The following is a 24393-nucleotide window of genomic DNA, read 5'->3' as shown; positions in this document are numbered from 1 at the left end:
GGTGATCTCGGTGCCGCGGCCGGCTAGCGGAAGTTGACGAACTGCAGGTCGACGTCGAGGTCGGCCTTCTTCAACAAGGCCATGGTCGCCTGGAGGTCGTCGCGGCTCTTGGACTGCACGCGCAACTCGTCGCCCTGGATCTGGCTCTTCACGCTCTTGGGAGCCTCGTCGCGGATGATCTTGCCGATCTTCTTCGCTGCGTCCTGCTCGATGCCCTGCTTGAGGGACGCCTCGATGCGGTACTCCTTGCCGCTCGCGAAGGGCTCGCCCACGTCGAGGTGCTTGAGGCTGATGCTGCGCTTGATGAACTTCGACTCGAGCACATCGAGCACGGCCTTGACGCGTTCTTCGGTGCCGGCCTTCAGCAGGAGCTTCTCGCCGCTCCAGTCCACCGAGGCGCCGACGCCCTTGAAGTCGTAGCGCTGCTCGATCTCTTTCTGCGCCTGGTGGAGGGCGTTGTCCGCCTCCATCTTGTCGACCTTGCTGACCACGTCGAAGGAACTGTCTGCCATGACGACCACCTTAGCGACGACCACCGAGGTCGGTGACGGTCGCGCGCCTCCTCGGCTCCGCCGTGGGAGCGACCGAGGAGGCGCGCAGCCGGTGACCGGGGAGGTCAGGCCGGCGTCGACTCGGCTTCGACTGCGCGCGAGACGCGGACCATCTCGTCGCGCTCGACGACCTTGACCCGCGTCCGCTCGTGCACGTGCGAGCCACCGAGGGCGATCTCGTGCTCGTCGAGCCGGTGCCACCCCTCGAGGTCGGTGTATTCGACGCCGCGCTGTTCGAGCAGGGCGGGGACGGCCTCGTCGGAGGGGTCCTCGGGCTGCCACCAGCTGGCCTGGTCGTTGATGAGGTGCTTGACGGTCTCCATCGCGTCGCTCTTGGTGTGCCCGATGAGGCCGACCGGTCCGCGCTTGATCCATCCGGTGGCGTAGACGCCGGGGACGATCTGGTTGTCGTCGTCCATCACCTGGCCCTCGTGGTTCGGGATGACGCCGCGACGCTCGTCGAAGGGGATGCCGTCCAGCGGCGAGCCGAAGTAGCCGACCGCCCGGTAGATCGCCTGGATCGGGACGTCACGCAGTTCGCCCGTCCCCTCGACGCCACCGAGCCCGTCAGGCCGGGTCCGCTCGTACCGGAAGGCTGCGACCCGACCCTCGGCGTCCCCGACGACCTCGACGGGCTTGGCGTAGAAGTGGAGGTGGAGACGGCGTGAGGCCGTGCCGACCTCGCGCTGACGCCACTGGTTCAGCACCTTGTCGATGACGAAGACCTGTTTGTTGGTCGCGATGGCCGTCTTGGAGGCCTCGTCGTGGTCGAAGTCCTCGTCGTAGACGATCATGTCGACGTCGCGTACCTCGCCGAGTTCTCGCAGTTCGAGCGGCGTGAACTTGACCTGTGCCGGACCGCGGCGCCCGAAGACGTGCACGTCGGTGATCGAGGACTGCTTGAGCCCCTCGTAGACGTTGTCGGGGATCTCGGTGGGCAACAGATCGTCGGCGTGCTTCGCGAGGATGCGCGAGACGTCGAGAGCGACGTTGCCGACACCGACCACGGCGACCGAGGACGCGTCGAGCGGCCAGGTGCGCGGGAAGTCGGGGTGGCCGTCGAACCAGCTGACGAAGTCGGCGGCACCGTAGCTGCCCTCGAGATCGATGCCGGGGATGTCGAGGTCGGCGTCCTTGATGGCGCCGGTCGAGAAGATCACCGCGTTGTAGTGCTTGCGCAGGTCGTCGAGGCCGATGTCGACGCCGTAGCGGACGTTGCCGAAGACCCGGATGTCGCCGCTGTCGAGCACGTCGCGCAGGGCGTTGACGATGCCCTTGATGCGGGGGTGGTCGGGGGCCACGCCGTATCGCACGAGACCGTAGGGTGCCGGCAGCTGCTCGAAGAGGTCGATCGAGACGTCGAAGGCCTTCTCGGCCTTCGCGAGGATGTCGGCGGCGTAGATGCCGGCCGGTCCGGCGCCGACGATGGCCAGTCGCAAGGTGGTCACGGGTTCTCCCTAGATCTGGGGTGGCTCGGCGGGGCCGGCCGGTTGGACGTTGGTGCTCGAGGTCGAGAGGGACGAGGAGGTGCGGCGCCGGTCAGGCGGACCGCTCGACCACACGGTCGGCGAAGCGCGTGAGCGCTTTCTTGACCGGCCCGTCGGGTAGCGGCGACAGGGCGTCGAGGGCCTCTCGAGCCCAACGATGGGCCTCGACCCGGGTGCGTTCGGTGACCTCGTGCTCACGGACCCGCCGGACCAGGTCGGTGAACTCGTCGTCGAGGTGGGCCGTCGCGTCGGCGAGCGGTGCCGGCGAGGAGCCCTCGGCGGTCGGCGCGTCGTGGTGCCGCTGCGCAGCGGCACGCGTGGCGTCCACGAGGCGGTCGATCTCGGACAAGAGGGACGAGGCCTCGAGGTCGGTCTGCGCCAGCTGGCGCAGGTACAGGACCGGCAGGGTGACGACGCCTGCCCGCAGGTCGGTGCCGGCCTTCTTGCCGGTCTCGGCGGGCTGGTCGGAGAGGTCGATGACGTCGTCGATCAGCTGGAAGGCGATGCCGATCTTCTCGCCGAACTCGGCGACGGGCGCGAGGTACTCGCGCGGGGCACCACTGAACATGACGCCGGCCCGGGCGGCCGTCGAGATGAGCGAACCCGTCTTGTCGGCGAGGACGTCGAGGTAGTGGGCTATCGGGTCGTCGCCCTCGCGCGGGCCCACGGTCTCGTGCAGCTGCCCGAGGCAGAGGCGTTCGAAGGTCTCGGCCTGCAACAGGATGGCCTCTTGGCCGAGCCCCGAGACGATGGTGCTGGCGCGGGCGAACAGCAGGTCGCCGGCGAGGATCGCGACGTTGTTGCCCCACACGGTCTGGGCGCTCGGGACGCCGCGGCGCATCTGGGCCTCGTCCATGACGTCGTCGTGGTAGAGCGACGCGAGGTGCGTGATCTCGGTCGCCTGCGCCGAGGCCACGATGCCGGGCGTCGCCCCCTCGCCCAACTGGGCGATGAGCAGCGTCAAGGTCGGTCGGACGCGCTTGCCACCGGCCGCGAGCAGGTACCGCGTCGTGGCGTCCGCGATGTCGTCGGCGAAGGCGATCTCACGCAGCAGCCCTTCTTCGACGAGCTCGAGCCCGTCGTCGACGGCGGCGACGAATCGGCGCTCGGTCGGCGTGGCGAACAGCTTCTCGCCCAGACCGAGGGACCGGCCCAGCGAGTTGCGCTGGGCGGGAGGTGCCCCGGCGTTCACGAGGCCGTCCGCTTCGACCGCGAGGAGGCGCGCGCGGCTGCCTGGGCCGGCTTGCGACCGCGGTGCAGGGCGACGATGCCCAGGCTGAGGTTGCGGTGGGCGACGCGGGTGAACCCGGCACCGCGAATCCACTGGCTGAGGACCTGCTGCTCTGGCCACTGCTCGATCGACTCGGCGAGGTAGGAGTAAGCCGGGCCGTTGCTGCTGGTGAGCTTGGCGATGAGGGGCATGCCGTACTTCAGGTAAGCACGGTAGGCCGCCCGGAGCAGGCCGAACGGCGGCGTCGAGAACTCGCAGACGACGAGCCGGCCGCCGGGCTTGAGCACGCGGTTCATCTCGGCGAGCGCGACCTTCGGACGGTTGACGTTGCGCAGCCCGAACGAGATGGTGACGGCGTCGAAGGTGTCGTCGGCGAAGGGCAGCGACTCGGCGTTGCCCTCGACGAACTCGAGCTCGGGGTGACGTTCGCGCCCGACCTCGACCATGCCCTTCGAGAAGTCGAGCGCCACGACCTCGGCACCCCGCTGGGCGATGGCCGCCGAGCTCGTGCCCGTGCCGGCCGCGATGTCGAGGACCTTGTCCGCCGGACCGGCACCGATCGCCTTGACGGTGGCGATGCGCCACAGGACGGCGTTGCCCGCCGAGAGCACGTCGTTCGTGCGGTCGTAGTGGCGCGCGACGCCGTCGAACATCGAGGCGACCTCGTCGGGTTGCTTGTTCATGTCGGCCTTGGTCACGATGGTGGATCCTACCGTCAAGCACTGGGGGTGTCCCGAGTAGGGTCGACTGGTGAACTCCCCCGCGTTCAGCGCTCCGTCCCTCGCCGTCCGCACCACTCGCATCGACCACGTCAGCCCCCTGCTCGACGTCGTCGACCGGGCCCGTCCCTTGGTCTTCGTCCGCGGCGGGGCGGGCATGGCGGGTGTCGGCGAGGCCCTCCGTCTCGAGTTCTCCGGTCCCGACCGCATGACGGAGGCTGCCGACGTCTGGCGGGCCGTCGCGGCAGCCGCCTCGGTGCACGACGAGGTCGGCGTGCCCGGCACCGGGCTGATCGCGTTCGGCTCGTTCGCGTTCGACGACGAGTCCGACGAGAAGAGCGTGCTGATCGTCCCGAGCATCGTCATCGGACGGCGCGACGGTGTGGCCTGGATCACGCGGGTCGACGGGGCCGAACTGCCCGCGGGGAAGCCCGTCGGCGCCTCCGTCCGCCTCTCGCTGGTCGACGGCGCCCTCGGCGCCGACGGCTACGCGCAGGCCGTGGCCGGGGCCGTGCAGGCCATCGAGGACGGACGCGTGAGCAAGGTCGTCCTGGCGCGCGACCTCGTGGGCCGGTTGCCGGCCGAGGCCGACCTGCGGCTCGTCGCCGCCACCCTGTTGACCGCGTACCCCGACTGCTACGCCTTCGCCGTCGATGGACTGATCGGGGCCAGCCCCGAGACGCTCGTCAAGTCCGAACGGGGCGAGGTGTCGGCCCGGGTGCTGGCCGGCAGCGCGGCCCGTGGCGTGGACGCGACGACCGACGAGCAGGCCGCGCTCGCCCTGGCGACCTCTCCGAAGGACCTCGATGAGCACGCCTTCGCCCTCCGCAGCCTGTTGCTCTCGCTCGGGCCGCATGCCCGCGACGTCGTGACCGGCGAGCAGCCGTTCACCCTGCGCCTCCCGAACCTCTGGCACCTGGCGAGCGACGTGCGAGGTCGCCTCACCGACGGCTCGAGCTCGCTCGACCTGATCGCCTCGTTGCACCCGACCGCGGCCGTGGCCGGGACCCCGACGCAGGAGGCGCTGTCCCTGATCCGAGAACTCGAACCGTTCGACCGTGGTCGCTACGCCGGCCCGGTCGGCTGGGTCGGTGCCGACGGCGACGGCGAGTGGGCGATCGCCCTGCGCTGCGCCCAGGTCGATCGGGACGGCTCGGTGCGGGCGTTCGCGGGGGCCGGCGTCGTCGCCGAGTCCGTGCCCGAGCGTGAGGTGGCCGAGACGGCGATGAAGTTCCGCCCCGTGGTCGACGCCTTCAGCCGATGACCGCCCCCGCGACGACGTGGTCGCGTCCGGTGGCCCTCGTCGTGGCGGCCGCGTTCTTCATGGAGAACCTCGACGCGACCATCCTGTCGACGGCCACCGCCACGATCGCCGGCGACTTCGGGGTCCAGCCCGCCCAGCTCGGGCTGGCCGTGACCGGCTACCTGGTGGCCGTCGCGGCGTTCATCCCGTTGGGGGCCTGGCTCGCCGAACGGTGGGGGGCGCGTCGGGTGTTCCTCGCGGCGGTGGTGCTGTTCGTGCTCGCCTCGGTGGCCTGTGCCGCGAGCACCGACCTGGTCGCCCTGACGACCTCCCGGGTCGTGCAGGGCTTCGCGGGCAGCATGATGGTGCCCATCGGCCGACTGATCGTCCTGCGCAGCACCGAGAAGTCCGAGCTGATCCGGGCCATCGCCTACCTCACCTGGCCCGCGCTCGTGGCCCCCGTCGTCGCGCCGTTGCTCGGCGGACTGCTCACCGAGCACCTCGGCTGGCAGTGGGTGTTCCTGGTCAACGTCCCGGTCGGCCTCGCGCTGCTCGTCGTCGCCTGGCGGGTCGTCCCCTCCCCCGAGGTCGGAGACCGTCACCCGCTCGATCTGGTGGGCCTGGGGCTCGTCGCCGGCTCGATCGTGGCACTGGTCCTGGCCTTCGAGCTGCTCGGTGAACCCACGACGCTCGTGGCCGGCGTCCTGCTGGTCGTCGCCGCGATCGTGCTCGGCCTCGTCGCCGTGCGGTGGTTCCGCCGGGCGGCGCACCCCCTGCTCGACCTGGCGGCGTTCCGCATCGGGTCGTTCCGCGTGACGAACCTCAGCGGCTCGCTCTACCGCGCCGTCGTGAACGGCATCCCCTTCGTCGTCCCGCTGCTGCTGCAGGACGGCTTCGGCTGGTCGCCGGTCGAAGCGGGTCTGATGCTCATGTGGGTGTTCGTCGGCAACCTGGCCGTCAAACCGTTCACGACCCCCCTGCTGAGACGCTTCCGCGTCGTCCCGATCGTCGTCGTCGCGACGGTGGCTCTCGCGGCGACCTTCGTCGCGGCCGCGCTGGTCGGCCCCGACACTTCTCCGGTCGTCGTGGCGGGTGTGCTGCTGCTCAGCGGTGTCTTCCGTTCCGTCGGCTTCACGGCCTACAACACGCTGCAGTTCGCCGACGTGCCGGCCGAGATGATCGGCCCCGCCAACGCCATCGCGTCCATCACGAGCCAGCTCGCCGTCGGTCTCGGCGTCGCCGCGACGGCGCTGGCCGTCCGTGTGGCCGACCTCGTGGCCTCGAGCGAGGGCCCGGCACCCGCGGCGTTCGGGTACCAGGCCGCGTTGATCGTGCTGGCCGTGCTGGCCCTGCTGAGCGTGGTCGAGGGGCTGCGGCTGCCCAAGGGGACGGGAGACGCGTTGCGGGCCCGCGCCTCCTGACCTCCGGTCAGCGACTGCAGACGGCCAGCGGCACCTCGTTGCCGGCACCCAGCACCGCTGGTCCGCCGACGAGGACGACCTCGAAGACGTGGGCGTCGAGGACGGCTCGCTCCGTCGCCGCCGGGACGCAGCCTGGCTCGCTCAGGAGGAGCGAGGCACCTGCGTGGGCTGCGACCGCACCTGCGACCAGCGCATCGGCGAATCCCCGTCCGCTCGCGACGAAGACGGTCTCGGAATCGTCACCGACGAGTGACGCGGCGGTCTCGTAGCGATCGGCGCCGGCCCGACGCTCCGTGACGAGAGAGGGCTCCTGCTCGGCGAGACTGGCCTCGAACGCCCGGGTGACGCTCGCCGTCCCGCCGACGATGATGGCCCGGGCCTTGCCCAGCTCGACCATCAAGGCCCTCGTCGGAGCGTCGGCGGCCGCCTGGCCGCCTCGGACGAGGAGGACCGGGGCGTCGTCCCGGTGAGCAGCCGGCCCCGCGGCGAGGGCGTCCGGGAACGCCTCACCCGTGGCCAGGTAGATCCTCTCGCCGGTCGACGAGCCGAGGAAGGAATGACGCGCCACCAGGCGCGAGGTCTCGTAGCGGTCCGCTCCCCCGAGCCTCGTGATCGCCGGTTGGAAGGACGCCAGCTGGTCGTAGACCTCGGCGGAGACCGCGGCCGGCCCGCCCACGACCACGATGCGCTCGGGGGCGAGGCGCTCGACGACCGCCAGGGTGGCTGCCGGGAGGGCGTCCCTGTCGGTCATCGCGAGGGCTCCGCCCTCATGGGCCGCCGCGGGACCGGCGCTGAGCGCGTCCGGGAAGTCACGTCCGTTGGCGACGTAGAGAACCGGGACCCGAGGCGTGGAACCGTCCGTCGCGGGAAATCCCCAGGCCGACGACAGGGCCGCTGCCCCGGTCTCGAACCGGTCGTCCCCGGCCACCCGCGTCGTCGTGAAGGTCCGTTCGGAGAGCACGACGTCGAGACCGGTGATCTGACGTCCGGGAGTGATGACGATGTCAGCGGCGTCGGAGAGCCGCCGACCCGCCGGCCAATAGAGGTCGTCGTGGACCCTCGGTGACTGCGACGCGCTGTCCCCGAAACTCATCCGATAGCTGCCCGGGCGCAGGAGGGTGAACTCGAAGCGACCGTCTTCGGACGTCGTGGACGCGCTGCCCTTGCCCGCGTACGCACCCGTGGCCGGGTTCTTCCACCAGACCGTCACGGTGGCGTACGGCAGCGGCACCGTCTCGCCGTCGACGACCGCCGACACCTGGCCCGCCACGAGCTGGGACAGGACGAGCTCGAGATCACCGACCGCGATCGACGACCCGGCGGCCGGGACGTCCACCCAGGAGAAGACCGACGAATACCGGTACGGGCCGGGATACGGCGGTGTGAGCGTGACGAGCCAGCGACCCGGCGTGACTCCCGTGAAGCTGAAGGTCCCGTCGGGACGACGCTCGAGCGAGGGGACCGGGACCGCTTCCGAGGTGGTCCGGGGCGACACCGCGGTCAAGCGGCCGGCGGAGGACGGCACCATCGAACCGTCGGCCGTCTGGGCCGTGACCCGGCCGGTGATGCTCGCGGTCGGCGCGGCGTCGAGCGGCGCGGCGCCGGCCGGGGCGGCGACGAGCCACGACGCGACGAGGGCGAGGGCGAGGGCCAGGGAGAAGACCAGCGCCGTGGGACGACCGCGGCGAAGGGAGATGACGGGCATGAGACATTGTCAGGGTCGGGCGACCGAGGGAGCGACACGCGTACCCCGGACCATCCGGTTCGATCGCCGGCGTCCACCGAAGGCACCCAGGACGACGCCGACGACCCGAGCGAACTGTCCCCCGGCTACGAGGTGGCGAGCTTGGTCTTCTCGAGCTCGACGTCGTACTGCGCGGCGGGCCAGTCGAGCCCACGCGACGAGAGGGCGTCGATCAGCAGCTTCTGGACGGCCACCCGGGCGTACCACTTGCGGTCGGCCGGGACGACGAACCACGGGGCGGCTTCGGTCGAGGTGCGGCGGATCGCGGTCTGGTAGGCGTCCTGGTAGTCGTTCCAGACGAGGCGTTCCTCGAGATCGCCGGGGTTGTACTTCCAGTGCTTGTCGGGGCGGTCGAGTCGGTCGGCGAGACGCTCCTTCTGCTCGTCGGACGAGATGTGCAGCATCACCTTGACCACCGTGGTGCCGTTCTCGACGAGCTCCTCCTCGAAGGTGACGATGTCGGCGTACCGCTGCTCGATCTCCTCGGGCGGCGCGAGGCGACGCACCTTGCCGATCAGCACGTCCTCGTAGTGCGACCGGTCGAAGACCCCGATCATGCCGGGGCCGGGCAGCTCGCGCCGCACCCGCCAGAGGAAGTCGTGCGCCAGCTCGTCGGGGGTCGGCGCCTTGAACGCGTGGTGTGCCACGCCCTGAGGGTCGACGGCGCCCACGACGTGCCGGACGATGCCGCCCTTGCCGGCGGTGTCCATCGCTTGCAGGACGAGCAGGACGTTGCCCGTGCTGCCCCCGCTGCGACTCTGCGCGAACAGCTTCTCTTGCAGTTCACCCAAGGTCTCGCGACCCGACTCGAGCGCCTGCTGCGCGTAGGCCTTGTCGCCCGGGAACCCCGGGGTGGAGGAGGTGTCGACGTCGGCGAGCACGAAGCCCTCACCGGCGCGGAGGGTCTGGGAGGGCGGGGTCGTCCACGTCTTGGCCATGCCCCGACCCTACGGCCGAGCGCTGTGGTCCGTACCCCCGTGGGGCGGACGGTCAGCGAGTGAGAGGCACCTCGATCAGCACCGGGCCGTCGTACCGGGCCACGAGAGCCTGGTCGAGTTCCGAGCGCGTGGCCGCCTCGACGTGCTGCCAGCCATAGGCCCGGGCGAGGGCCGAGAGGTCGACCTCGTGCGGGGTGAACTGGACGCGCGTCATCGCCTCGGGGGACGCCGTGGCCGCGACCTCGAGTCCGTCGAAGATGGTCCCGCCGCCGTCGTTGCCGACGACCAGCTGCAGCCGCGGCCGCGTCTCGCCGAGGCCCAGGAGCATCGAGCCGACGTCGTGCAGCATCGTCAGGTCGCCGACGAGCACCCGGGTGGTGCCGGCAGCGGGATCGTCACGCTGGCTGGCGATCGCGATGCCGGTGGCTGTCGCGATCGTTCCGTCGATGCCGGCGAGCCCGCGGTTGGCGTGCACGAGGATCTTCTTGCCCGGCACGATCTCGTCGACTTCGCGGATGAGTCTCGACGCGCCGAGGACGAGACGGTCGTGCGGCCAGCTCACGCGCCAGAGGGCTTCGGCGAGGGCCCGGCGCGTGACCGGCCGCCGCAACAGCTGCACCTCTCGGCGCAGGAACTCGGCCTGTGCGGCCACCTCGGAACGGTCGGTCGCACCTGCGTCCGTCTCGTCCTCGGGGCCCGGCTGCACGGCGTCCGTTCCGGCCTCGAGCAATCGGCGGCTGGTGTGGACCCAGCGCCCCACCCAGGCACGATGAGCGGCGTCCTCGGACGGACCGGACCCCGTGGAGGCGCGGGTCACCTCGACGGCCTCGACCACGCGGGCCGAGCGGCCCGGGTCGTACGCCTCGGCCCCCGCGGCCCGGACGACGACGACCTCGACTCCCTCGCGAGTGAGCAGCGACGGGATCTGACGACTGAGCGTCGGGTGGCCGAAGACCACCACCCGACGGACTCGACCACCGAAGTCGGCGTCGTCGAGCAGGGCACGATACGAGGACACGAGGTGGGGTCCGAAACGGGCACCACTCGACACCTCGGCCACGAGGGGGGCTCCGAGGGCACGGGCCACGGCCTCGGCGTGTGGACCGGACGCGTGTCCGGCGACGACCAGGGTGGCGGGTTCGAGGTCGACCTCGAGGATGGTCGGCACCCCGCCGAGGGGGATCTCGACCGGCTCGGGACGAGCGGCGGGCAGTATCTGGTCGCCGGACGACAGGGGCTCACGGAAGGCGACGTTGAGCTGGACGGGCCCTCGCGAGCGCCTGAGGGGGCCGTGGGAGTCTCCGCCGAGGGCCTCGCCGACGGCGTCACGGGCGAGGGCGCGGACGGCCTCGTGGTCGACGGGGCCCGAACGAGGAGCCTCGACGTCGCGTACCCACCCGACGGCACGAGCGAAGATCCCGGGTTGCACGGTGGTCTGGTTCGACCCGATGCCGCGCATCTCGAGGGGACGGTCGGCACTGAGCACGATCAGCGGAACCCCGGAGTGGTGCGCCTCGAGCACGGCCGGGTGGAGGTTCGCGACGGCGGTGCCCGACGTGGTGATGACGACGCTCGGGACACCGGACTCGGCGGCCAGACCCAGAGCGAGGAAGCCGCCCGAGCGCTCGTCGATGCGGACGTGGACCGACAGACGACCGGCTGCCTCGAACTCGGCGGCGGCGAGGGCCAGCGCCTGGCTGCGGGAGCCAGGGCTGAGGACGAGGTCACGGACACCGGCGTCGGCGAGGGACGCGAGCAGCGACACCGCGTACTCGGTCGCAGGACTGGTCACTTACTGCTTGCCGGTCTTGTCGTCGTTGTCGAGGTCGAGCAGTTCTTGCTCGAGTCGTCGGATGCGCTCGTCGGTGGTCTCTTGGTCGAGGTCACTCGTCGTTCGCCAGGACGACCCCGAGAACTCGGGGTCGTCGTCGGGTGCGACGGTGCGCGTCGCCACCGGACGACCGTTCTTTCGGGCCCGTCCGAGCATGAACCACAGCACGGCCCCGATCACGGGGAGCAGGACGATGATGACGGCCCAGAGCGGCTTGTTCAAGGCGCGGAACCGCGAGGTGTCGGCGAACAGGCAGTCGATGAGCGCGAAGATGACGAACGCCGCCGCGGCGACGATGCCCACGATGAAGAGCCTGACCATGCGGTGAGCCTAGTTCTCGATCCGGTGCAACGCCTGATGGTCGGGCGGCCGTTGCGGAGCCGTGATCTACGGCGCCCGGTGGCACGCACCGCGCCTCCTCGGCACGGTGAGGACCCGGCCGTGCGACCGCCCTCCCCTCGGCGGCCGCACACCTCGCGGACCGTAGACTCCACGTCGTGAAACCCTGGCTCAAGTACTCGATCGTCCGCCTCGGCCTGTTCGCCGTCGTGCTGGGCGTCCTGCTCGTGCTGCGCCTGGACCCGCTCTGGGCCACGGTGATCGCCGCGGTGGTGGGATTCTGTGTCTCGTACCTCTTCTTCGCCCCGCTGCGGCACCGGGTGGCTCTCGACCTCGCCGACCGACGGTCGCGGCCGGCGACGCCCGACGACGACTCGCTCGCAGAAGACGAGGCGATCGCCGACGACGAGACCGACACCGACCGAGCGCGTTCTTAGAAGAAGAGCGCCGCCGACAGCGCCAGGGCCCACACCAGGGCCGACAATGACGCCAGTTGCAGGGCGAGGATCAGCTCGCGCGGGGTCTTGCCCGTCACGCCGATGACGGCGGCGGGCACCGCCACGATCAACGCGAAGTAGACGTACGGTGCGTGCAGGTACAGGAACGCGAAGTACACGAGGATGAAGAACGGCAAGAGCAGGAAGAGCGCGTAGAGGGCCCTGGCCACCGGGTCGCCGACGACCACCGCGAGGGTGCGCTTGCCGGCGGCGGTGTCTTGGGGGATGTCGCGCACGTTGTTGATCATCAGGACCGCGCAGGCGAAGAGGCCGGCGGCGACGCCCGCAACCCACGCGTCGAACGGGAACTCACGCAGCTGCACGAACGTCGTGCCCACGGTGGCGACCAGCCCGAAGAACACGAAGACGAAGAGCTCGCCCAGGGCGTTGTAGCCGTACGGTCGCTTGCCCCCCGTGTAGAACCAGGCGGCCACGACGGCGGCGGCACCCACCGCGAGCAGCCACCAGATCTGGGTGATGATGACGATGACGACACCGGCGACGGCCGCGAGGGCGAAGAACGCCAGGGCCACCCGTAGGACGGTCCTGGGCCGGACGCTGCCCGAACCGGTCAGGCGCGAGGGCCCGACCCGGAAGTCGTCGGTGCCTCGGATGCCGTCGGAGTAGTCGTTCGAGTAGTTCACGCCGATCTGCAGGAACACCGCGACCGCGAGGCAGAGAAGCGCCAGGGTGAGGTCCCAACCACCGTTCGCCCGGGCCACGCCGGTGCCGAGGGCGACCGGGGCGATACCGAGCGGCAGGGTACGCAGGCGGGCACCGCCGATCCAGTCGCCGGTCGTCACGGGACGGACGGGCTGCTTTCCGGGCCGCCCGCCGGGTCGGCCACTGCGCTTGGGGGTCGAGGTCTTCGTCTTCGCCACGTCGACGAGTCTAGTTCGCAGGCGGCTATCAGCTTGCCGCGAGGTCTCGGACCAGGCGGGTGAGAGCGACCCGGTCGGGCTTGCCGCTCGGCAGCAGGGGCACGACGTCGACCCGGACGATGCGGTCGGGGGCCGCGGCCCGACCGGCGACGACCGCCACCGCGCGTCTCAGCGCCGCGAGGTCGTCGGCGGCACCCGACGGAGGAGGCGCGGCGGCCGTGACCACGACGGGCACCTCGCCCCACCGGGCATGTGCTGCGCGCACGACGACGGCGTCGGCCAGCCCCGGCTGCTCGCGGACGGCCCGCTCGACGACGCCGAGCGACACCTTCTCGCCACCCGAGACGATCACGTCGTCGATCCGGCCGCTGACGGTCAGCACCCCGTCGGACGACACCGTGCCGGCATCCCCCGTGCGGTACCAGCGCAGACCGTCGCGCATGACGAAGGCCGCGGCCGTGCGCTCGGGGTCGTCGAGGTACCCCTCGGCCAGCGACGGCCCACCCAGCTCGACCTGTCCGTCGACGACCTCGACGCGGGTGCGACCCACGGGCACCCCGTCGTACACGCACCCGCCGCTCGTCTCGCTCGACCCGTAGGTGCGGACGACGGTGACGCCGAGTCGCCGAGCCCGCCCGACGAGGGTGGCCGGCGTCGCCTGGCCGCCGATCAGGACGGCGTCGAACCGGCGCAGGGCCTCGGCGACGACGGGGTCGGCTTCGGCGGCGTCGAGCGCCGTCGCGAGCTGGGCCGGGACGAGCGACGAATACCGCGTGGGATGGTCGAGTCCGGCCGCTGCGTCGACGAAGGCGCGGGGGTCGAAGTGGCCGGGGGCGAGCAGGGCCGGCTCGGTGCCCGCGGCGAGCGACCGGACCAGCACGTTCAGGCCCGCCACGTAGTGCGCGGGCAGGGCCAACACCCATTGCCCCGGCCCCATCAGGGCACCGTCGGCCGCCGCGGCGCCCGCGAGCACGGCGTCCGAGGACAAGGCCACGCGCTTCGGTCGCCCGCTCGACCCGCTCGTCTCGACGACCAGCGAGACGGCCTGGGGCACGGTTCCCGGCAGGTCGGCGGGCGCACGGTCGTCGGCCCGGGGTGCGATGGCGGGACCGCCTTCGAGCGCGTCGCGGAGCCCGTCGAGGACGGCACCGGGGTGCCGCGCGTCGACGACCCGCAGGGTGCGGGTCATCAGTACTGCCAGGGGAACGGCGACCAGTCGGGCGCACGCTTCTCGAGGAACGAGTCGCGCCCTTCGACGGCCTCGTCGGTGCCGTAGGCCAGACGGGTCGCCTCGCCGGCGAAGACCTGCTGCCCGACGATGCCGTCGTCGGTCGCATTGAACGCGAACTTGAGCATGCGGATGGCGGTCGGCGACTTCGTCAGGATGGTGCGGGCCATGCCGAGCGCTTCGCGCTCGAGGTCGGCGTGGGGAACGACCCGGTTGACGGCGCCCATCTCGCGGGCGCGGTCGGCGCTGTACTCCTCGGCGAGGAAGAAGACCTCGCGGGCGAACTTCTGCCCGATCTGCTTGGCGAAGTAGGCGCTGCCGTAGCCCGCGTCGAAGGAGCCGACGTCGGCGTCCGTCTGCTTGAACCGACCGTGCTCGCGACTGGCGATCGTCAGGTCGCAGACGACGTGCAGCGAATGCCCGCCGCCGGCCGCCCACCCGGGCACCACGGCGATGACGACCTTGGGCATGAACCGGATCAGACGTTGCACCTCGAGGATGTGCAGGCGACCCGCCGAGGCAGGATCGGGCACGTTCGCCCGGTCGCCCTCGGCCTTGTAGCCGTCGCGGCCCCGGATGCGCTGGTCGCCGCCGCTGCAGAACGCCCAGCCGCCGTCTTTCGGGCTGGGACCGTTGCCGGTCAGCAGGACGACCCCGATGCGACTGTTCATGCGGGCGTCGTCGAGCACGCGGTACAGCTCGTCGACCGTGTGCGGCCGGAACGCGTTGCGCACCTCGGGGCGGTCGAAGGCGACGCGCGCGACGCGGCCGTCGACGCTGTGGTGGTAGGTGACGTCGGTCAGGGCTTCGAAGCCCTCGACCCCCCGCCACTCGGTCGGATCGAACAGGTCGGACACCTCGGAAGCCATGTCGCCAGCCTACCGACGGGGTCCGACGACGACGCCGAGCGGCGTCAGACGGCCGAGACGAACCGTCCGATCAGCCAGACGAGCACGAACGGGTTCGACAGCGAGCTGAGGACCACCGCGGCCACCCCCCACCATCGACCACGCCGCATGACGACCGCCATGAGCCCGACGACCCCCACGACGATCGAGGCCAGCAGGGTGACGAGCGCGAGGACGGCGGCCGGGCCGACGGCGTCCCCCGCGAGCAGTCCCAGCGCCAGACCGTCGAGGGCGAGCAGCACGATCGCCAGGACGAAGGTGACGACCCCGAGGCGGCGACTGCGCGGCGGCCGGACGGCCACGTCCTGACCGGGACCGTCGAACACCCCCAGGCCCTCGGACTCGGAGGTCTCGCGGCCGTCGGCGTCAGCCCTCTCGGAGGGGAACTCGTCGGGCGAGCGCTCGGGTTCTCGGGCGGGCACGGGTTCGCGGTCGACCATGACGCACGACCTTACCGGGGTCGCCGGTGCGACACTGAGCGGATGCCGACCGCCGACCGCCCGACGCCCACCCCGTCCGCGCTCCCTCCCCTCGCCGAACTGGTCGAGGGTGCCCACGTCGTCCGCCTGCCCCTGCGCACCCGGTTCCGCGGGCTCGACGCGCGCGAGGCCCTCGTGGTCGAGGGTCCGTCGGGCTGGACCGAGTTCAGCCCCTTCGTCGAGTACGACGAGACCGAGGCAGCCGCCTGGCTCGCCGCGACGATCGATTTCGGTTGGGGTCGCCTGCCCGACATGCGCACCGGCAGGGTGGCGGTCAACGCCACCCTGCCGGCCGTGGCCGCCCACCGGGTACCCGACGTGCTCTCCCGCTACCGTGGCTGCCGGACGGTCAAGGTCAAGGTGGCCGAGAGGGGGCAGACCCTCGCCGACGACCTCGCCCGCGTCGCCGCGGCCCGGGACTGGGTGGGCCCCGAGGGCCGGGTCCGCGTCGACGCCAACGGCGGCTGGTCGGTCCAGGAGGCCGAGGAGGCGCTGGTCGGCCTGGCACCGTACGGCCTCGAGTACGCCGAACAGCCCTGCGCGACCGTGCCCGAGCTCGCCGAACTGCGCCGCCGGGTCTCGGGTCTCGGCGTCCCCGTCGCCGCCGACGAGAGCGTCCGCAAGGCCGCCGACCCGCTCGCCGTCGCGCGGGCCGGCGCCGCCGACCTGCTCGTCGTCAAGGCCCAGCCGCTGGGCGGTGTCACGGCGGCGCTGCGCATCGTGGCCGCGGCGGGTCTGCCGGTGGTCGTCTCGAGCGCCATCGACACGTCGGTCGGGCTCAGCATGGGCGCGCACCTGGCCGCCGCGGTGCCCGACCTGCGGCACGACTGCGGTCTCGGCACGGCGGCCCTGCTCGGGGCCGACGTCACGCACGAGCCACTGCTGCCCGTCGACGGCATGATCGACGTCCGCCGGGTCGCCGTCGACGTCGACCTGCTCCGACGTCACGCAGTGGACGACGAGCGACGCGAGGCCTGGCTGGAACGGCTTCGCGCCTCCTACGCCGTCCTCTCGGGGTGACGCCCGGGGCCGAGGGACCCGGCCCTCGGGGATTCAGAGGCTCGGGGGCTCAGAGACCCGAGTAGGCGTGCAGACCCTTGAAGAACACGTTGACGACCGAGAAGTTGAACATGACGGCCGCGAACCCGATGATCGACAACCACGACGACCGGGCACCGCGCCAGCCCCGGGTCGCCCGGGCGTGGATGTACCCGGCGTAGAGCACCCAGATGATGAAGGTCCAGACCTCTTTGGTGTCCCAGCCCCAGTAGCGACCCCAGGCGCGCTCGGCCCAGATGGCGCCGGCGATGAGGGTGAAGGTCCAGAGGACGAAGCCGACGAGGGCGATGCGGTACGCCAGGTCTTCGAGGCGCTCGGCGCCGGGCAGGGTGTCCATGAAGCGCAGCCCCGCGAGCTTGGACTGTTCACGCTTCGTCTGGACCAGCTGGGCGGCCGAGAGCCCCGCCGCGATCGCGAAGAAGGCCGTGCCGAGGATGGCGACGAAGACGTGGATGACGAGCCACGCCGACTGGAGTGCCGGGGGCAGCGGCGAGACCGCCACGTAGTAGTTGACGGTGCCGATGGCGAGCAGCACCAGGTTGAGACCCATGACGTAGGCGCCGAGGAACCGCAGGTTGACGACCAGTTGCACGGCCAGGTAGACCCCGACGATGATCGCGGTGCCGGTGAGAGAGAACTCGAACATGTTGGCCCACGGCACGCGACCCGCGGCGAGGCCGCGCAGGACGACCGAGGCGACGTGCACGACGAAACCGAGGAGCATCATCGCGATGGCGACGCGCTCGAAACTCGACGCCTTGGCCGGGGAGCCCGCGCCGGACGCCACCGGGGCACCGGACCCTCCCGACGGGCGGTCGAGCACCACGGTGCTGCCACCCGACGCCGAGCGCGAGACGGACGCCGTCGAGACGGCCTCGGCCTTGGCGGCGCGCGCCGCCGCCTGCTGGGCGTCACCGGACCGCTTCGCCAGGTCGAGGGCGAAGGCCACGAACGAGATCGTGTAGATGGCCATCGCCGAGTACACGGCGACGAGCGAGTAGTAGGCGAGGTCGGCGGTCACCATCAGATCTTACGTCCGCGCCCGCCGGTACCGGGGCCGGGTTTCTCGACGTCGTGACGGGCCGGGTCGTCGGCGACCTCGCGGGCGACGTCGGACGGGACGCCGAGCCCGCCGAGGTGCGCCTTGGCGATGTCGCCGACGGCGCGTCCGAGCGTGGGATCCTCACCACGGGCGAGCCCGGCGTACTCGAGCCGCACGCCCTCGTCGGTCTCGGTGGCCTTGACCCAGACCCGACGACGCGGCACGAACAACGCCGTCAGCAGGCCGGCGAACGACAGCCCGGCGAACAGCAGCACCCAGACCTGCGAGGGGTCGTGGTGGATGTCGAACGACGCGAAACGCTTGACGCCGTCGAAGGTGATGGTGCCGAGCCCGTCCGGGATCGTCGCGGTCTCGCCCGGCGTCAGCTGGACGGCCTTCTCTCGTGCGTCGTCGTCGGTGCCGGCCAGCGGGGTCAACCCGTCGGTGTCGAGCGTGTAGACCGAGGTCGGCACGCCCGCGTCCAGCCCGAGATCGCCCGAGTAGACGTTCAGGCTGAGCACGGGGTTCGTGGTGTCGGGGTCGGTGGACGTGAGGGCCCCCGTGCCGTTGTCCGCCGCCGTCGGGTAGAAGAACCCGATCATGCCGAGCTGCCGGGGAAGGGCGTCGGGCACCTTGATCACGCCGAGCGAGGTCAGGTTGGTGTCTTGCGGCAGGAACGGCACGGTGTCACGGAAGGCGACGTTGCCCTCGCCGTCGCGCACCGTGACGTCGACGGCGTAGCCGTTGCCCAGCAGGTACACGTTCGATCCACCGATCGACAGGGGCGCGTTGACCTTGATCTGCGTCTTCTCGGCGTCACCTCCGCGCGCCTGCGCGGTCACGTCGGCCGTGAAGTCGGTGGCCATGCCGGCGGCACCCGCGGAGTCGGGAGCGTACTCGGTCGAGAACCGGTCGAGCGCGACCGAGAACGGCGACAGCTGCGACTCGTCGAACCAGCGGCCCGGGTTGAAGGAGTCGTACGAGCCGAGCACGTTCGAGAAGGTCTGCCCTTCGACGACGACGCGCTGGCCCGAGTACCCGAAGCCGCCGCCGACCCCGACGGTCAGCAGCACGCCGACGAGTGCCGAGTGGAACACCAGGTTGCCGGTCTCGCGCAAGTAGCCGCGCTCCGCGCTGACCGAGTCGCCGAAGACCTGCGTGCGATAGCCGGCGCGCTTCAGCTGCGCGCGGGCCGCCTCGACGGCACGGGCGGTCGTGATCGAGGCGTCACCCGAGCCTCCTGCGCTCTCGAGGGTGATCGACCGGTAACCGGCCAGACGCGAGAGGCGTGCCGGGGTCTTCGGAGGGCGGGCGCGCAGGGCCTCCAGGTGGTGCCGCGTCCGCGGGATGATGCAGCCGATGAGCGAGATGAACAGCAGCAGGTAGACGGCCGAGAACCAGGGCGACGAATAGGTGTCGAAGACGCCGAGCTTGTCGAGCACGGGGAACAGGTCGGGGTGGTCGGTGCGGTACTGCACCACGCCGTTCGGGTCGGAGGTCCGCTGCGGTACGAGCGAGCCGGGGATCGCCGCGACGGCCAGCAGCATGAGCAGGAACAGCGCCGTCTTCATGCTCGTCAGCTGACGCCAGAAGAAACGCAGGTAGCCGAGGGGGCCGAGTCTGGGCTGCGTGATGCCCGGACCGTCGGCGACCGCAGGGCGGACCGAGTCGACGTGGTCGCTCGGACGCAGCGGGTCCCCGCCGATGTCGGTCGCGTCGGCGTCGGTCAGGCCGGTGTCGGTCAGCCCGGTGTCGGTTCCGGCGGTGGACGAGGAGGCACGGGTCGCGTCGCTCCCGTCGCGGTCAGACGATCGTGCCATAGGTCGCGATCACCGCCCCGACGTGCGACATGAGGCTGGACCAGAGGCCCGTGACCATGAGCAGACCGATGAGCACGAGCAGTGACCCTCCGACGATGTTGACGACGCGCATGTGCCGCTTGACGAACGAGATGGACCGCGACGCCCAGCCGAAGCCGAGCGCGACGAGCAGGAACGGCACGCCGAGACCGATGCAGTAGAAGGTGCCGAGCAGGACTCCTTGCCAGGCCGAGCCCGAGCCGAGGGCCAGCACCTGGACGGCCGCCAGGGTCGGCCCGATGCACGGGGTCCAGCCGATGCCGAAGACGATGCCGAGCAGTGGGGCGCCGGCCAGACCCGTCTTCGGCAGGAACCCCGGCTTGAGGGTGCGCTGCAGGAACGTGAACTGGCCGATGAAGACGAGGCCGAGCAGGATCACGACGGCGCCCATGACCCGCGTGATCACCTCGCGCCACTGGATCAACCAGAAGCCCGCCGAGGCGAAGGCCAGCGACGTGCCGACGAAGACCACGGAGAAGCCGAGGATGAACAGGACCACGCCGAGGACCAGCCGACGGCGGTCACGGCGCTTGGCCCCCGCCTCGGTCGCCCCGGTGGTCAGGCCGCCGACGTAACCCAGGTAGCCGGGGACGAGCGGGAGCACGCAGGGTGACAGGAACGAGATGAGTCCGGCGAGCAGCGCGACCGGCAGGCCCACCGCGAGCTGACCGCCCACGACCGCGTCGAAGAAGGGATTGCCCTGGTACACCTAGGACGTCTCGGCGAGGGTGTCGGAGATCAGGGTGTCGAGGATGCTCGGCCCGTCGAGACCGCCGAGGATGCGGGCCGCGATGCGCCCCTGCTTGTCGAGGACGATGGTGGTCGGCACCGCGTTCGGCGCGATCGTGCCCGCGAGCGCGAGCTGGACGGCCCCGTCGTTGGCGTCGATGACGGACGGGTAGGTGACGTCGAAGGTGCGGGCGAAGGCCAAGGACGTGTCGGCCTGGTCCCTGACGTTGACGCCGAGGAACTCGACACCCTTGTCGGCGTACGACTTGTTGAGCTTCTCGAGCTCGGGCGCCTCGAGGCGGCAGGGCGGGCACGCGGCGTACCAGAAGTTCAGGACGACGACCTCGCCGTCGTTGTCGGACCGCGCGACGGTTTCGCCGGCGTCGGTCTCGGCCGTGAACTCGACCGGGTCGGTGCGGTCGTCCGGGGCGATCTCGGTGACGGTGCCGTTGCCCGAGATGTAGTTCTCGGTGGTGCCGTTGCCGTACTGCGTCGCCAGGTCGTCGGCGGTCGACGAGCACCCCGTGGCGAGGAGCGCCACGACGGCGGTGAGGGCCAGTCCGCGCGCGACGAGCCGGGCGCGGGTCGGGCGGGTGGTCGGTCTCACACTGCTCCCAAGTCGACGGCGGACGCGTTCAAGTGTGCAGCGGGTTCCTGGTAGCCCACCTCGACGAAGCCCCCTTCGCGGCGTTCGAGCGTGGTGATGCTCGAGAGAGTGCAGCGGCGGCGGCGGGGATCGTGGAAGAGGCGTGCGCCCGTGACGCTGCGGTGGACCATCCAGATGGGCAACTGATGGCTGACGAGCACGACGTCGCCGTCGTCGACGCTCGACCAGGCCTCGTCGATGGCGGACAGCATCCGGGCGGCGATGCTGACGTAGGCCTCGCCCCAGCTGGGCTTGAGCGGGTTGACGATCCACGGCCATTCGGCCGGCACCTTCAGCTGCTTGGTGATGCTGAAATCGCTGCGGCGGCCCTGGTACTTGTTGGTCGGCTCGACGAGACGTTCGTCGACCTGCGTCTCGAGCCCGAAGGCCGACGACCACGGGGCCGCGCTCTCGCGCGTGCGCTGGAGGGGCGAGGCGAACAGGGCACGCACGGGCACGCCCTGCTCACGGAAGGCCTCGGCCGACGCGGCCGCCATCCGGTGGCCGAGGTCGCTGAGGCCGAACCCGTCGAGGCGGCCGTAGAGCACGTGCTCGGGGTTGTGCACCTCACCGTGCCGGACGAGGTGGATCTGCTGGGCGGGCATGCCTACGAGTCTAGGTCGGGCCCACCTGCACACCTCCCACACGGAAAGCCCCAAGCTCGCCGGCGACCGGACGGGTGCCCCGACAGGTGCGAGGAGGCGGTGACTGTAAACTCGGGCCTCGTGATCGAACGCACCCTCATCAAAGACCTGTCCGCGCTGCCCGACGGACCCGTGACCGTGACCGGCTGGGTCGAGACGGTTCGTGATCAGAAGAAGGTGCAGTTCGTCGTCCTCCGTGACGAGACCGGCGCCCTGCAACTGGTTCGTCCCCGCACCGCGGCCGACGTGCTCGCCGCGGCAGGCGAGACGGACGACGTGGCCGACGCCATCTCGTCGCTCTCGCAGGGCAGCTTCGTCACCGTCACGGGTGAGCTCAAGCACGACGAGCGCGTCAAGCTCGGGGGCATCGAGGTCAAGGTCGACACGCTCGTCATCGACTCGCTGGCCGACCCCGAGACCCCCATCGCCGCCGACAGCGGCATCGACAAGCGCCTGGACTACCGCTTCCTCGACCTGCGGGTCCCCCGGAACTCCCTGATCTTCCGCGTGCAGACGACGTTCGAACACGCCCTCCGCACCTGGTGGATCGAGCGCGACTTCGTCGAGATCCACACGCCGAAGCTCATGGCCACGGCGAGCGAGTCGAACGCCGAGCTGTTCAAGGTCGACTACTTCGAGGGCGCCGCCTACCTGGCACAGAGCCCCCAGTTCTTCAAGCAGATGGCGCAGACGGCGGGCTTCGGCAAGATCTTCGAGATCGCACCGGTGTTCCGCGCCGACCCCTCGTTCACCTCGCGTCACGCGACCGAGTTCACGAGCGTCGACGCCGAGATCAGCTACGTCGACAGCCACGAGGACGTCATGCGCATGCACGAAGAACTCCTCGTGGCCGCCTTCTCGGCCGTGAAGGAGAAACACGGCGACGAGATCCAGGCCCTCTTCGACGTCGAGGTGACCGTCCCGACGACGCCGTTCCCCCGCATCCCACTGGCCGAGGCCAAGCGCATCGTGGCCGAGCGCGGCTACGAGGTGCCCCGGACCGACGCCGACATGGACCCCGAGGGCGAGCGTCGCATCTCGGAGTACGTGCGCGAAGAGTTCGGCCACGAGTTCGTCTTCCTCACGGACTACGACATCTCGATCCGCCCCTTCTATCACATGCGTCATGCCGACGACCCGCAGGTGACGAAGAGCTACGACCTGATCTTCAACGGCACCGAGATCTCGACCGGAGCTCAGCGCGAGCACCGCATCGACGTGCTCGAGCAGCAGATCCGCGAGAAGGGACTCAAGCCCGAGGAACTCGGCGGCTACCTCGATTTCTTCCGCTACGGCGCCCCGTCGCACGGCGGCTTCGGCATGGGCCTCGCCCGCGTGCTGATGCTCATGCTGCACCAGGCCAACCTGCGCGAGGTGACGTTCCTCTTCCGCGGCCCCACGCGCCTCCAGCCGTAGGTTCTGCACACCGACCACAGAAGCCCCGACGAGAGCGATCTCGTCGGGGCTTCTCGTCGCCGTGCGTGCTCGCCGAGCTAGCGGACGGCTGCGCGGAGCGCCGTCCGCAGCCGGTCGGGCTCGACGCGCCAGACGGTGTGCACGCGACCGTCGATCAGCACGACGGGGATCTCCTCGGCGTACTCGGCGGTGAGCTCGGCGTCGTCGAGGATGTTCTTCTCGTCGACGGCCACGCCGGCACCGGCGAACTCGGCCTCGGCCAGCACCTCGTGCAGTGCGGAACGGGCGTCGTCGCACAGGTGGCAACCCGGCTTGGTCAGGAGGGTGATTCGTGGTTCGGCCATGCCATCAAGGGTAGCGAGGGCGGGGCGACGGCCGGGCATGACGAAGGCCCCCGGCGACCGGTGGTCGACGGGGGCCTTCGTGTGGAGCGACTACTTCTTGTTGCGACGCTGGTGACGAGTCTTGCGAAGCAGCTTGCGGTGCTTCTTCTTCGCCATGCGCTTGCGACGCTTCTTGATGACAGAACCCATAGAGGACCTCACTGATTTCTGGATTGGACCGACCGGGTCCGAAACAGAACCGCGGAAAAATACCTCGGGTCAGTCTACTAGGACGGCCCGAGAAAGTCGAAGTGGCCTAGCCGACGTCGGCGATGCCCGTGCGCAGCACGGCGGCCACGGCCGATTCGGGCACCCGGAACGACCGTCCGAAGCGGATCGCCGGCAGCTCGCCCGAGTGGACCATGCGGTAGACCGTCATCTTCGAGACGCGCATCATGTCGGCCACCTCGGCGACCGTGAGGAACCGCACATCGGAGAGATCCTGCGACATGACCCTGCCTCGAATCGGGCCCCGTGCCGGGGCTGTGGGGCAGACGAGTGTTTCCCGTGTGCGTGAAGGCAACTCTAGGGGCGCGTGTGACTCGGTGTAAAGGCGTGTCGGAGGCTACTGCCCGGTGCGCCCCAGGCGCTTGCGCACGGGATCGATGACCCGTTCGTCCAGGGCTCCCAGAGCGCTCTGCGCGTCGTGCAGGGCCGAGGAGGCGCGGTACTGGGCCCCGGCCGCGTAGCGACCCAGCGTGCTGCCGACGTCCTCGGCGTCGGGCAGGTTCTCGGCCGCACGTCGGAACGGGGCGGGAACGCTGGCCCCGGCCCAGGCGGCGAACGGCGTGCTGGCCAAGACCTCGGAGGTCAACGAGTCGGCGCTGACGAAAGGAATCAACCAGTCCTCGACGACCTCGAGCGGCCCCGCCTCGAGCGAGTAGTAGCGGTGCTGCCCCTCTTCGCGGACGCGCACGAGACCGGCCTCGCGCAGGACGCGCAGGTGCTTCGAGACCGTCGGTTGACTGACGCCGAGCGACGTGACCATCTCGCCCACGCTGATGTCGGCGTTCACGGAGTCGGTCGACAGCGAGGCATCGAGCAGCACCTTCAAGAGGTCTCGGCGGGTGGCGTCGGCGATCACGGCGAAGATGTCCGGCATGCGACCAGCGTAGTGA

Annotated in this window: 26 protein-coding genes; 5 read left to right on the top strand and 21 right to left on the bottom strand. The window is 70.7% G+C overall.

What is annotated here, in order from left to right:
- Window positions 1–23: 23 nt before the first annotated feature.
- The 4 genes from HRF36_RS01370 to ubiE all read right to left on the bottom strand — a co-directional run bounded on the left by HRF36_RS01370 (window position 24) and on the right by ubiE (window position 3967).
- The gene (locus HRF36_RS01370) at window positions 24–512 is read right to left on the bottom strand and encodes a YajQ family cyclic di-GMP-binding protein (protein ID WP_055971279.1); all 489 of its coding nucleotides are present in this window, start codon (window positions 510–512) and stop codon (window positions 24–26) included.
- 104 nt (window positions 513–616) lie between these two features.
- The gene (locus tag HRF36_RS01365; RefSeq protein WP_173205143.1) at window positions 617–1999 is read right to left on the bottom strand and encodes an FAD-dependent oxidoreductase; all 1383 of its coding nucleotides are present in this window, start codon (window positions 1997–1999) and stop codon (window positions 617–619) included.
- Window positions 2000–2090: 91 nt separating this feature from the next.
- Complete coding sequence (locus HRF36_RS01360; RefSeq protein ID WP_173205140.1) at window positions 2091–3230, bottom strand: polyprenyl synthetase family protein; 1140 nt, start codon at window positions 3228–3230, stop codon at window positions 2091–2093.
- Entirely contained in the window at window positions 3227–3967 is a 741-nt protein-coding gene (gene ubiE, locus HRF36_RS01355; RefSeq protein WP_371739952.1) for a bifunctional demethylmenaquinone methyltransferase/2-methoxy-6-polyprenyl-1,4-benzoquinol methylase UbiE, read from the bottom strand. Before ubiE ends, HRF36_RS01360 begins: the two co-directional genes overlap by 4 nt.
- A gap of 52 nt (window positions 3968–4019) precedes the next feature.
- Here ubiE and HRF36_RS01350 point away from each other — a divergent pair, with 52 nt between their 5' ends.
- Together HRF36_RS01350 and HRF36_RS01345 are read left to right on the top strand one after the other, a co-directional pair.
- The gene (locus HRF36_RS01350; RefSeq protein ID WP_173205137.1) at window positions 4020–5252 is read left to right on the top strand and encodes a chorismate-binding protein; all 1233 of its coding nucleotides are present in this window, start codon (window positions 4020–4022) and stop codon (window positions 5250–5252) included.
- Window positions 5249–6652, top strand: coding sequence for an MFS transporter (locus tag HRF36_RS01345; RefSeq protein ID WP_173205134.1), 1404 nt, complete (start codon window positions 5249–5251; stop codon window positions 6650–6652). The genes HRF36_RS01350 and HRF36_RS01345 overlap by 4 nt, the downstream gene beginning before the upstream one ends.
- A gap of 7 nt (window positions 6653–6659) precedes the next feature.
- Here HRF36_RS01345 and HRF36_RS01340 read toward each other — a convergent pair whose 3' ends face one another.
- The 4 genes from HRF36_RS01340 to HRF36_RS01325 all read right to left on the bottom strand — a co-directional run bounded on the left by HRF36_RS01340 (window position 6660) and on the right by HRF36_RS01325 (window position 11486).
- Complete coding sequence (locus HRF36_RS01340) at window positions 6660–8357, bottom strand: cell wall-binding repeat-containing protein (RefSeq protein ID WP_173205131.1); 1698 nt, start codon at window positions 8355–8357, stop codon at window positions 6660–6662.
- Window positions 8358–8482: 125 nt separating this feature from the next.
- Entirely contained in the window at window positions 8483–9334 is an 852-nt protein-coding gene (locus HRF36_RS01335) for a PPK2 family polyphosphate kinase (protein ID WP_173205128.1), read from the bottom strand.
- Between the two features lie 52 nt (window positions 9335–9386).
- Complete coding sequence (gene menD, locus HRF36_RS01330; RefSeq protein ID WP_173205125.1) at window positions 9387–11126, bottom strand: 2-succinyl-5-enolpyruvyl-6-hydroxy-3-cyclohexene-1-carboxylic-acid synthase; 1740 nt, start codon at window positions 11124–11126, stop codon at window positions 9387–9389.
- A complete protein-coding gene (locus tag HRF36_RS01325) occupies window positions 11127–11486 on the bottom strand; it encodes a PLD nuclease N-terminal domain-containing protein (RefSeq protein WP_173205122.1) in 360 nt (119 codons plus the stop codon). It lies immediately after the preceding gene.
- Between the two features lie 176 nt (window positions 11487–11662).
- On the opposite strand from HRF36_RS01325, the gene HRF36_RS01320 reads away from it, so the two are divergent.
- Window positions 11663–11941, top strand: coding sequence for a DUF4229 domain-containing protein (locus HRF36_RS01320; protein WP_173205120.1), 279 nt, complete (start codon window positions 11663–11665; stop codon window positions 11939–11941).
- Here the strand turns inward: HRF36_RS01320 and HRF36_RS01315 are convergent.
- Genes HRF36_RS01315 through HRF36_RS01300 form a run of 4 tightly spaced genes read right to left on the bottom strand, consistent with a single transcriptional unit; the run spans window position 11938 to window position 15458 of the window.
- Window positions 11938–12882 carry a 1,4-dihydroxy-2-naphthoate polyprenyltransferase gene (locus tag HRF36_RS01315; protein WP_371739951.1) on the bottom strand — a complete coding sequence of 315 codons (945 nt, stop codon included), beginning with the start codon at window positions 12880–12882 and terminating at the stop codon, window positions 11938–11940. The genes HRF36_RS01320 and HRF36_RS01315 overlap by 4 nt on opposite strands.
- Before the next feature lie 28 nt (window positions 12883–12910).
- Complete coding sequence (locus HRF36_RS01310; protein ID WP_173205117.1) at window positions 12911–14071, bottom strand: AMP-binding protein; 1161 nt, start codon at window positions 14069–14071, stop codon at window positions 12911–12913.
- Complete coding sequence (locus HRF36_RS01305) at window positions 14071–14979, bottom strand: 1,4-dihydroxy-2-naphthoyl-CoA synthase (RefSeq protein ID WP_173205115.1); 909 nt, start codon at window positions 14977–14979, stop codon at window positions 14071–14073. The genes HRF36_RS01310 and HRF36_RS01305 overlap by 1 nt, the downstream gene beginning before the upstream one ends.
- Window positions 14980–15023: 44 nt before the next feature.
- The gene (locus HRF36_RS01300) at window positions 15024–15458 is read right to left on the bottom strand and encodes a hypothetical protein (protein ID WP_173205112.1); all 435 of its coding nucleotides are present in this window, start codon (window positions 15456–15458) and stop codon (window positions 15024–15026) included.
- A 42-nt stretch (window positions 15459–15500) separates the two neighbouring features.
- Here HRF36_RS01300 and HRF36_RS01295 point away from each other — a divergent pair, with 42 nt between their 5' ends.
- Window positions 15501–16517, top strand: a complete 1017-nt coding sequence (locus HRF36_RS01295) for an o-succinylbenzoate synthase (RefSeq protein ID WP_173205109.1) — start codon at window positions 15501–15503, stop codon at window positions 16515–16517.
- A 49-nt stretch (window positions 16518–16566) separates the two neighbouring features.
- On the opposite strand, the gene ccsB is transcribed toward HRF36_RS01295, so the two are convergent.
- Genes ccsB through HRF36_RS01270 form a run of 5 tightly spaced genes read right to left on the bottom strand, consistent with a single transcriptional unit; the run spans window position 16567 to window position 21437 of the window.
- Entirely contained in the window at window positions 16567–17580 is a 1014-nt protein-coding gene (gene ccsB / locus HRF36_RS01290) for a c-type cytochrome biogenesis protein CcsB (RefSeq protein ID WP_173205106.1), read from the bottom strand.
- Entirely contained in the window at window positions 17580–19418 is a 1839-nt protein-coding gene (locus HRF36_RS01285) for a cytochrome c biogenesis protein ResB (RefSeq protein ID WP_173205103.1), read from the bottom strand. The genes ccsB and HRF36_RS01285 overlap by 1 nt, the downstream gene beginning before the upstream one ends.
- A complete protein-coding gene (locus HRF36_RS01280) occupies window positions 19402–20166 on the bottom strand; it encodes a cytochrome c biogenesis protein CcdA (protein ID WP_173205100.1) in 765 nt (254 codons plus the stop codon). The genes HRF36_RS01285 and HRF36_RS01280 overlap by 17 nt, the downstream gene beginning before the upstream one ends.
- The gene (locus HRF36_RS01275) at window positions 20167–20793 is read right to left on the bottom strand and encodes a TlpA disulfide reductase family protein (protein ID WP_173205097.1); all 627 of its coding nucleotides are present in this window, start codon (window positions 20791–20793) and stop codon (window positions 20167–20169) included.
- On the bottom strand, window positions 20790–21437 hold the full coding sequence (locus tag HRF36_RS01270; protein WP_173205094.1) for a histidine phosphatase family protein: 648 nt from the start codon (window positions 21435–21437) through the stop codon (window positions 20790–20792). Before HRF36_RS01270 ends, HRF36_RS01275 begins: the two co-directional genes overlap by 4 nt.
- Window positions 21438–21557: 120 nt before the next feature.
- On the opposite strand from HRF36_RS01270, the gene aspS reads away from it, so the two are divergent.
- The gene (aspS, locus tag HRF36_RS01265) at window positions 21558–22892 is read left to right on the top strand and encodes an aspartate--tRNA(Asn) ligase (protein WP_173205092.1); all 1335 of its coding nucleotides are present in this window, start codon (window positions 21558–21560) and stop codon (window positions 22890–22892) included.
- Window positions 22893–22969: 77 nt separating this feature from the next.
- Here aspS and HRF36_RS01260 read toward each other — a convergent pair whose 3' ends face one another.
- The 4 genes from HRF36_RS01260 to HRF36_RS01245 all read right to left on the bottom strand — a co-directional run bounded on the left by HRF36_RS01260 (window position 22970) and on the right by HRF36_RS01245 (window position 24377).
- Window positions 22970–23236, bottom strand: coding sequence for a glutaredoxin family protein (locus HRF36_RS01260; protein WP_173205089.1), 267 nt, complete (start codon window positions 23234–23236; stop codon window positions 22970–22972).
- Window positions 23237–23326: 90 nt separating this feature from the next.
- Window positions 23327–23425, bottom strand: coding sequence for a 30S ribosomal protein bS22 (locus HRF36_RS01255; RefSeq protein WP_003792170.1), 99 nt, complete (start codon window positions 23423–23425; stop codon window positions 23327–23329).
- Between the two features lie 106 nt (window positions 23426–23531).
- Window positions 23532–23726 carry a helix-turn-helix domain-containing protein gene (locus HRF36_RS01250; protein ID WP_173205086.1) on the bottom strand — a complete coding sequence of 65 codons (195 nt, stop codon included), beginning with the start codon at window positions 23724–23726 and terminating at the stop codon, window positions 23532–23534.
- Between the two features lie 114 nt (window positions 23727–23840).
- Complete coding sequence (locus HRF36_RS01245) at window positions 23841–24377, bottom strand: helix-turn-helix transcriptional regulator (protein ID WP_173205083.1); 537 nt, start codon at window positions 24375–24377, stop codon at window positions 23841–23843.
- Window positions 24378–24393: the final 16 nt, after the last annotated feature.

This window comes from Frigoribacterium sp. VKM Ac-2836 (genome assembly GCF_013248995.1).
In the GTDB taxonomy this organism is placed as follows: domain Bacteria; phylum Actinomycetota; class Actinomycetes; order Actinomycetales; family Microbacteriaceae; genus Frigoribacterium.
Note: the sequence above shows the minus strand (reverse complement) of the source record. Positions and strands in the feature narration are given on the sequence as shown.

What these genes read in the sequence shown, in the direction of transcription:
- HRF36_RS01370 (WP_055971279.1), bottom strand. Translation starts at nt 512, where the DNA reads ATGGCAGACAGTTCCTTCGACGTGGTCAGCAAGGTCGACAAGATGGAG.
- HRF36_RS01345 (WP_173205134.1), top strand. Translation starts at nt 5,249, where the DNA reads ATGACCGCCCCCGCGACGACGTGGTCGCGTCCGGTGGCCCTCGTCGTG.
- HRF36_RS01340 (WP_173205131.1), bottom strand. Translation starts at nt 8,357, where the DNA reads ATGCCCGTCATCTCCCTTCGCCGCGGTCGTCCCACGGCGCTGGTCTTC.
- HRF36_RS01335 (WP_173205128.1), bottom strand. Translation starts at nt 9,334, where the DNA reads ATGGCCAAGACGTGGACGACCCCGCCCTCCCAGACCCTCCGCGCCGGT.
- HRF36_RS01325 (WP_173205122.1), bottom strand. Translation starts at nt 11,486, where the DNA reads ATGGTCAGGCTCTTCATCGTGGGCATCGTCGCCGCGGCGGCGTTCGTC.
- HRF36_RS01310 (WP_173205117.1), bottom strand. Translation starts at nt 14,071, where the DNA reads ATGACCCGCACCCTGCGGGTCGTCGACGCGCGGCACCCCGGTGCCGTC.
- HRF36_RS01305 (WP_173205115.1), bottom strand. Translation starts at nt 14,979, where the DNA reads ATGGCTTCCGAGGTGTCCGACCTGTTCGATCCGACCGAGTGGCGGGGG.
- HRF36_RS01300 (WP_173205112.1), bottom strand. Translation starts at nt 15,458, where the DNA reads ATGGTCGACCGCGAACCCGTGCCCGCCCGAGAACCCGAGCGCTCGCCC.
- HRF36_RS01295 (WP_173205109.1), top strand. Translation starts at nt 15,501, where the DNA reads ATGCCGACCGCCGACCGCCCGACGCCCACCCCGTCCGCGCTCCCTCCC.
- ccsB (WP_173205106.1), bottom strand. Translation starts at nt 17,580, where the DNA reads ATGGTGACCGCCGACCTCGCCTACTACTCGCTCGTCGCCGTGTACTCG.
- HRF36_RS01285 (WP_173205103.1), bottom strand. Translation starts at nt 19,418, where the DNA reads ATGGCACGATCGTCTGACCGCGACGGGAGCGACGCGACCCGTGCCTCC.
- HRF36_RS01270 (WP_173205094.1), bottom strand. Translation starts at nt 21,437, where the DNA reads ATGCCCGCCCAGCAGATCCACCTCGTCCGGCACGGTGAGGTGCACAAC.
- HRF36_RS01260 (WP_173205089.1), bottom strand. Translation starts at nt 23,236, where the DNA reads ATGGCCGAACCACGAATCACCCTCCTGACCAAGCCGGGTTGCCACCTG.
- HRF36_RS01255 (WP_003792170.1), bottom strand. Translation starts at nt 23,425, where the DNA reads ATGGGTTCTGTCATCAAGAAGCGTCGCAAGCGCATGGCGAAGAAGAAG.
- HRF36_RS01250 (WP_173205086.1), bottom strand. Translation starts at nt 23,726, where the DNA reads ATGTCGCAGGATCTCTCCGATGTGCGGTTCCTCACGGTCGCCGAGGTG.
- HRF36_RS01245 (WP_173205083.1), bottom strand. Translation starts at nt 24,377, where the DNA reads ATGCCGGACATCTTCGCCGTGATCGCCGACGCCACCCGCCGAGACCTC.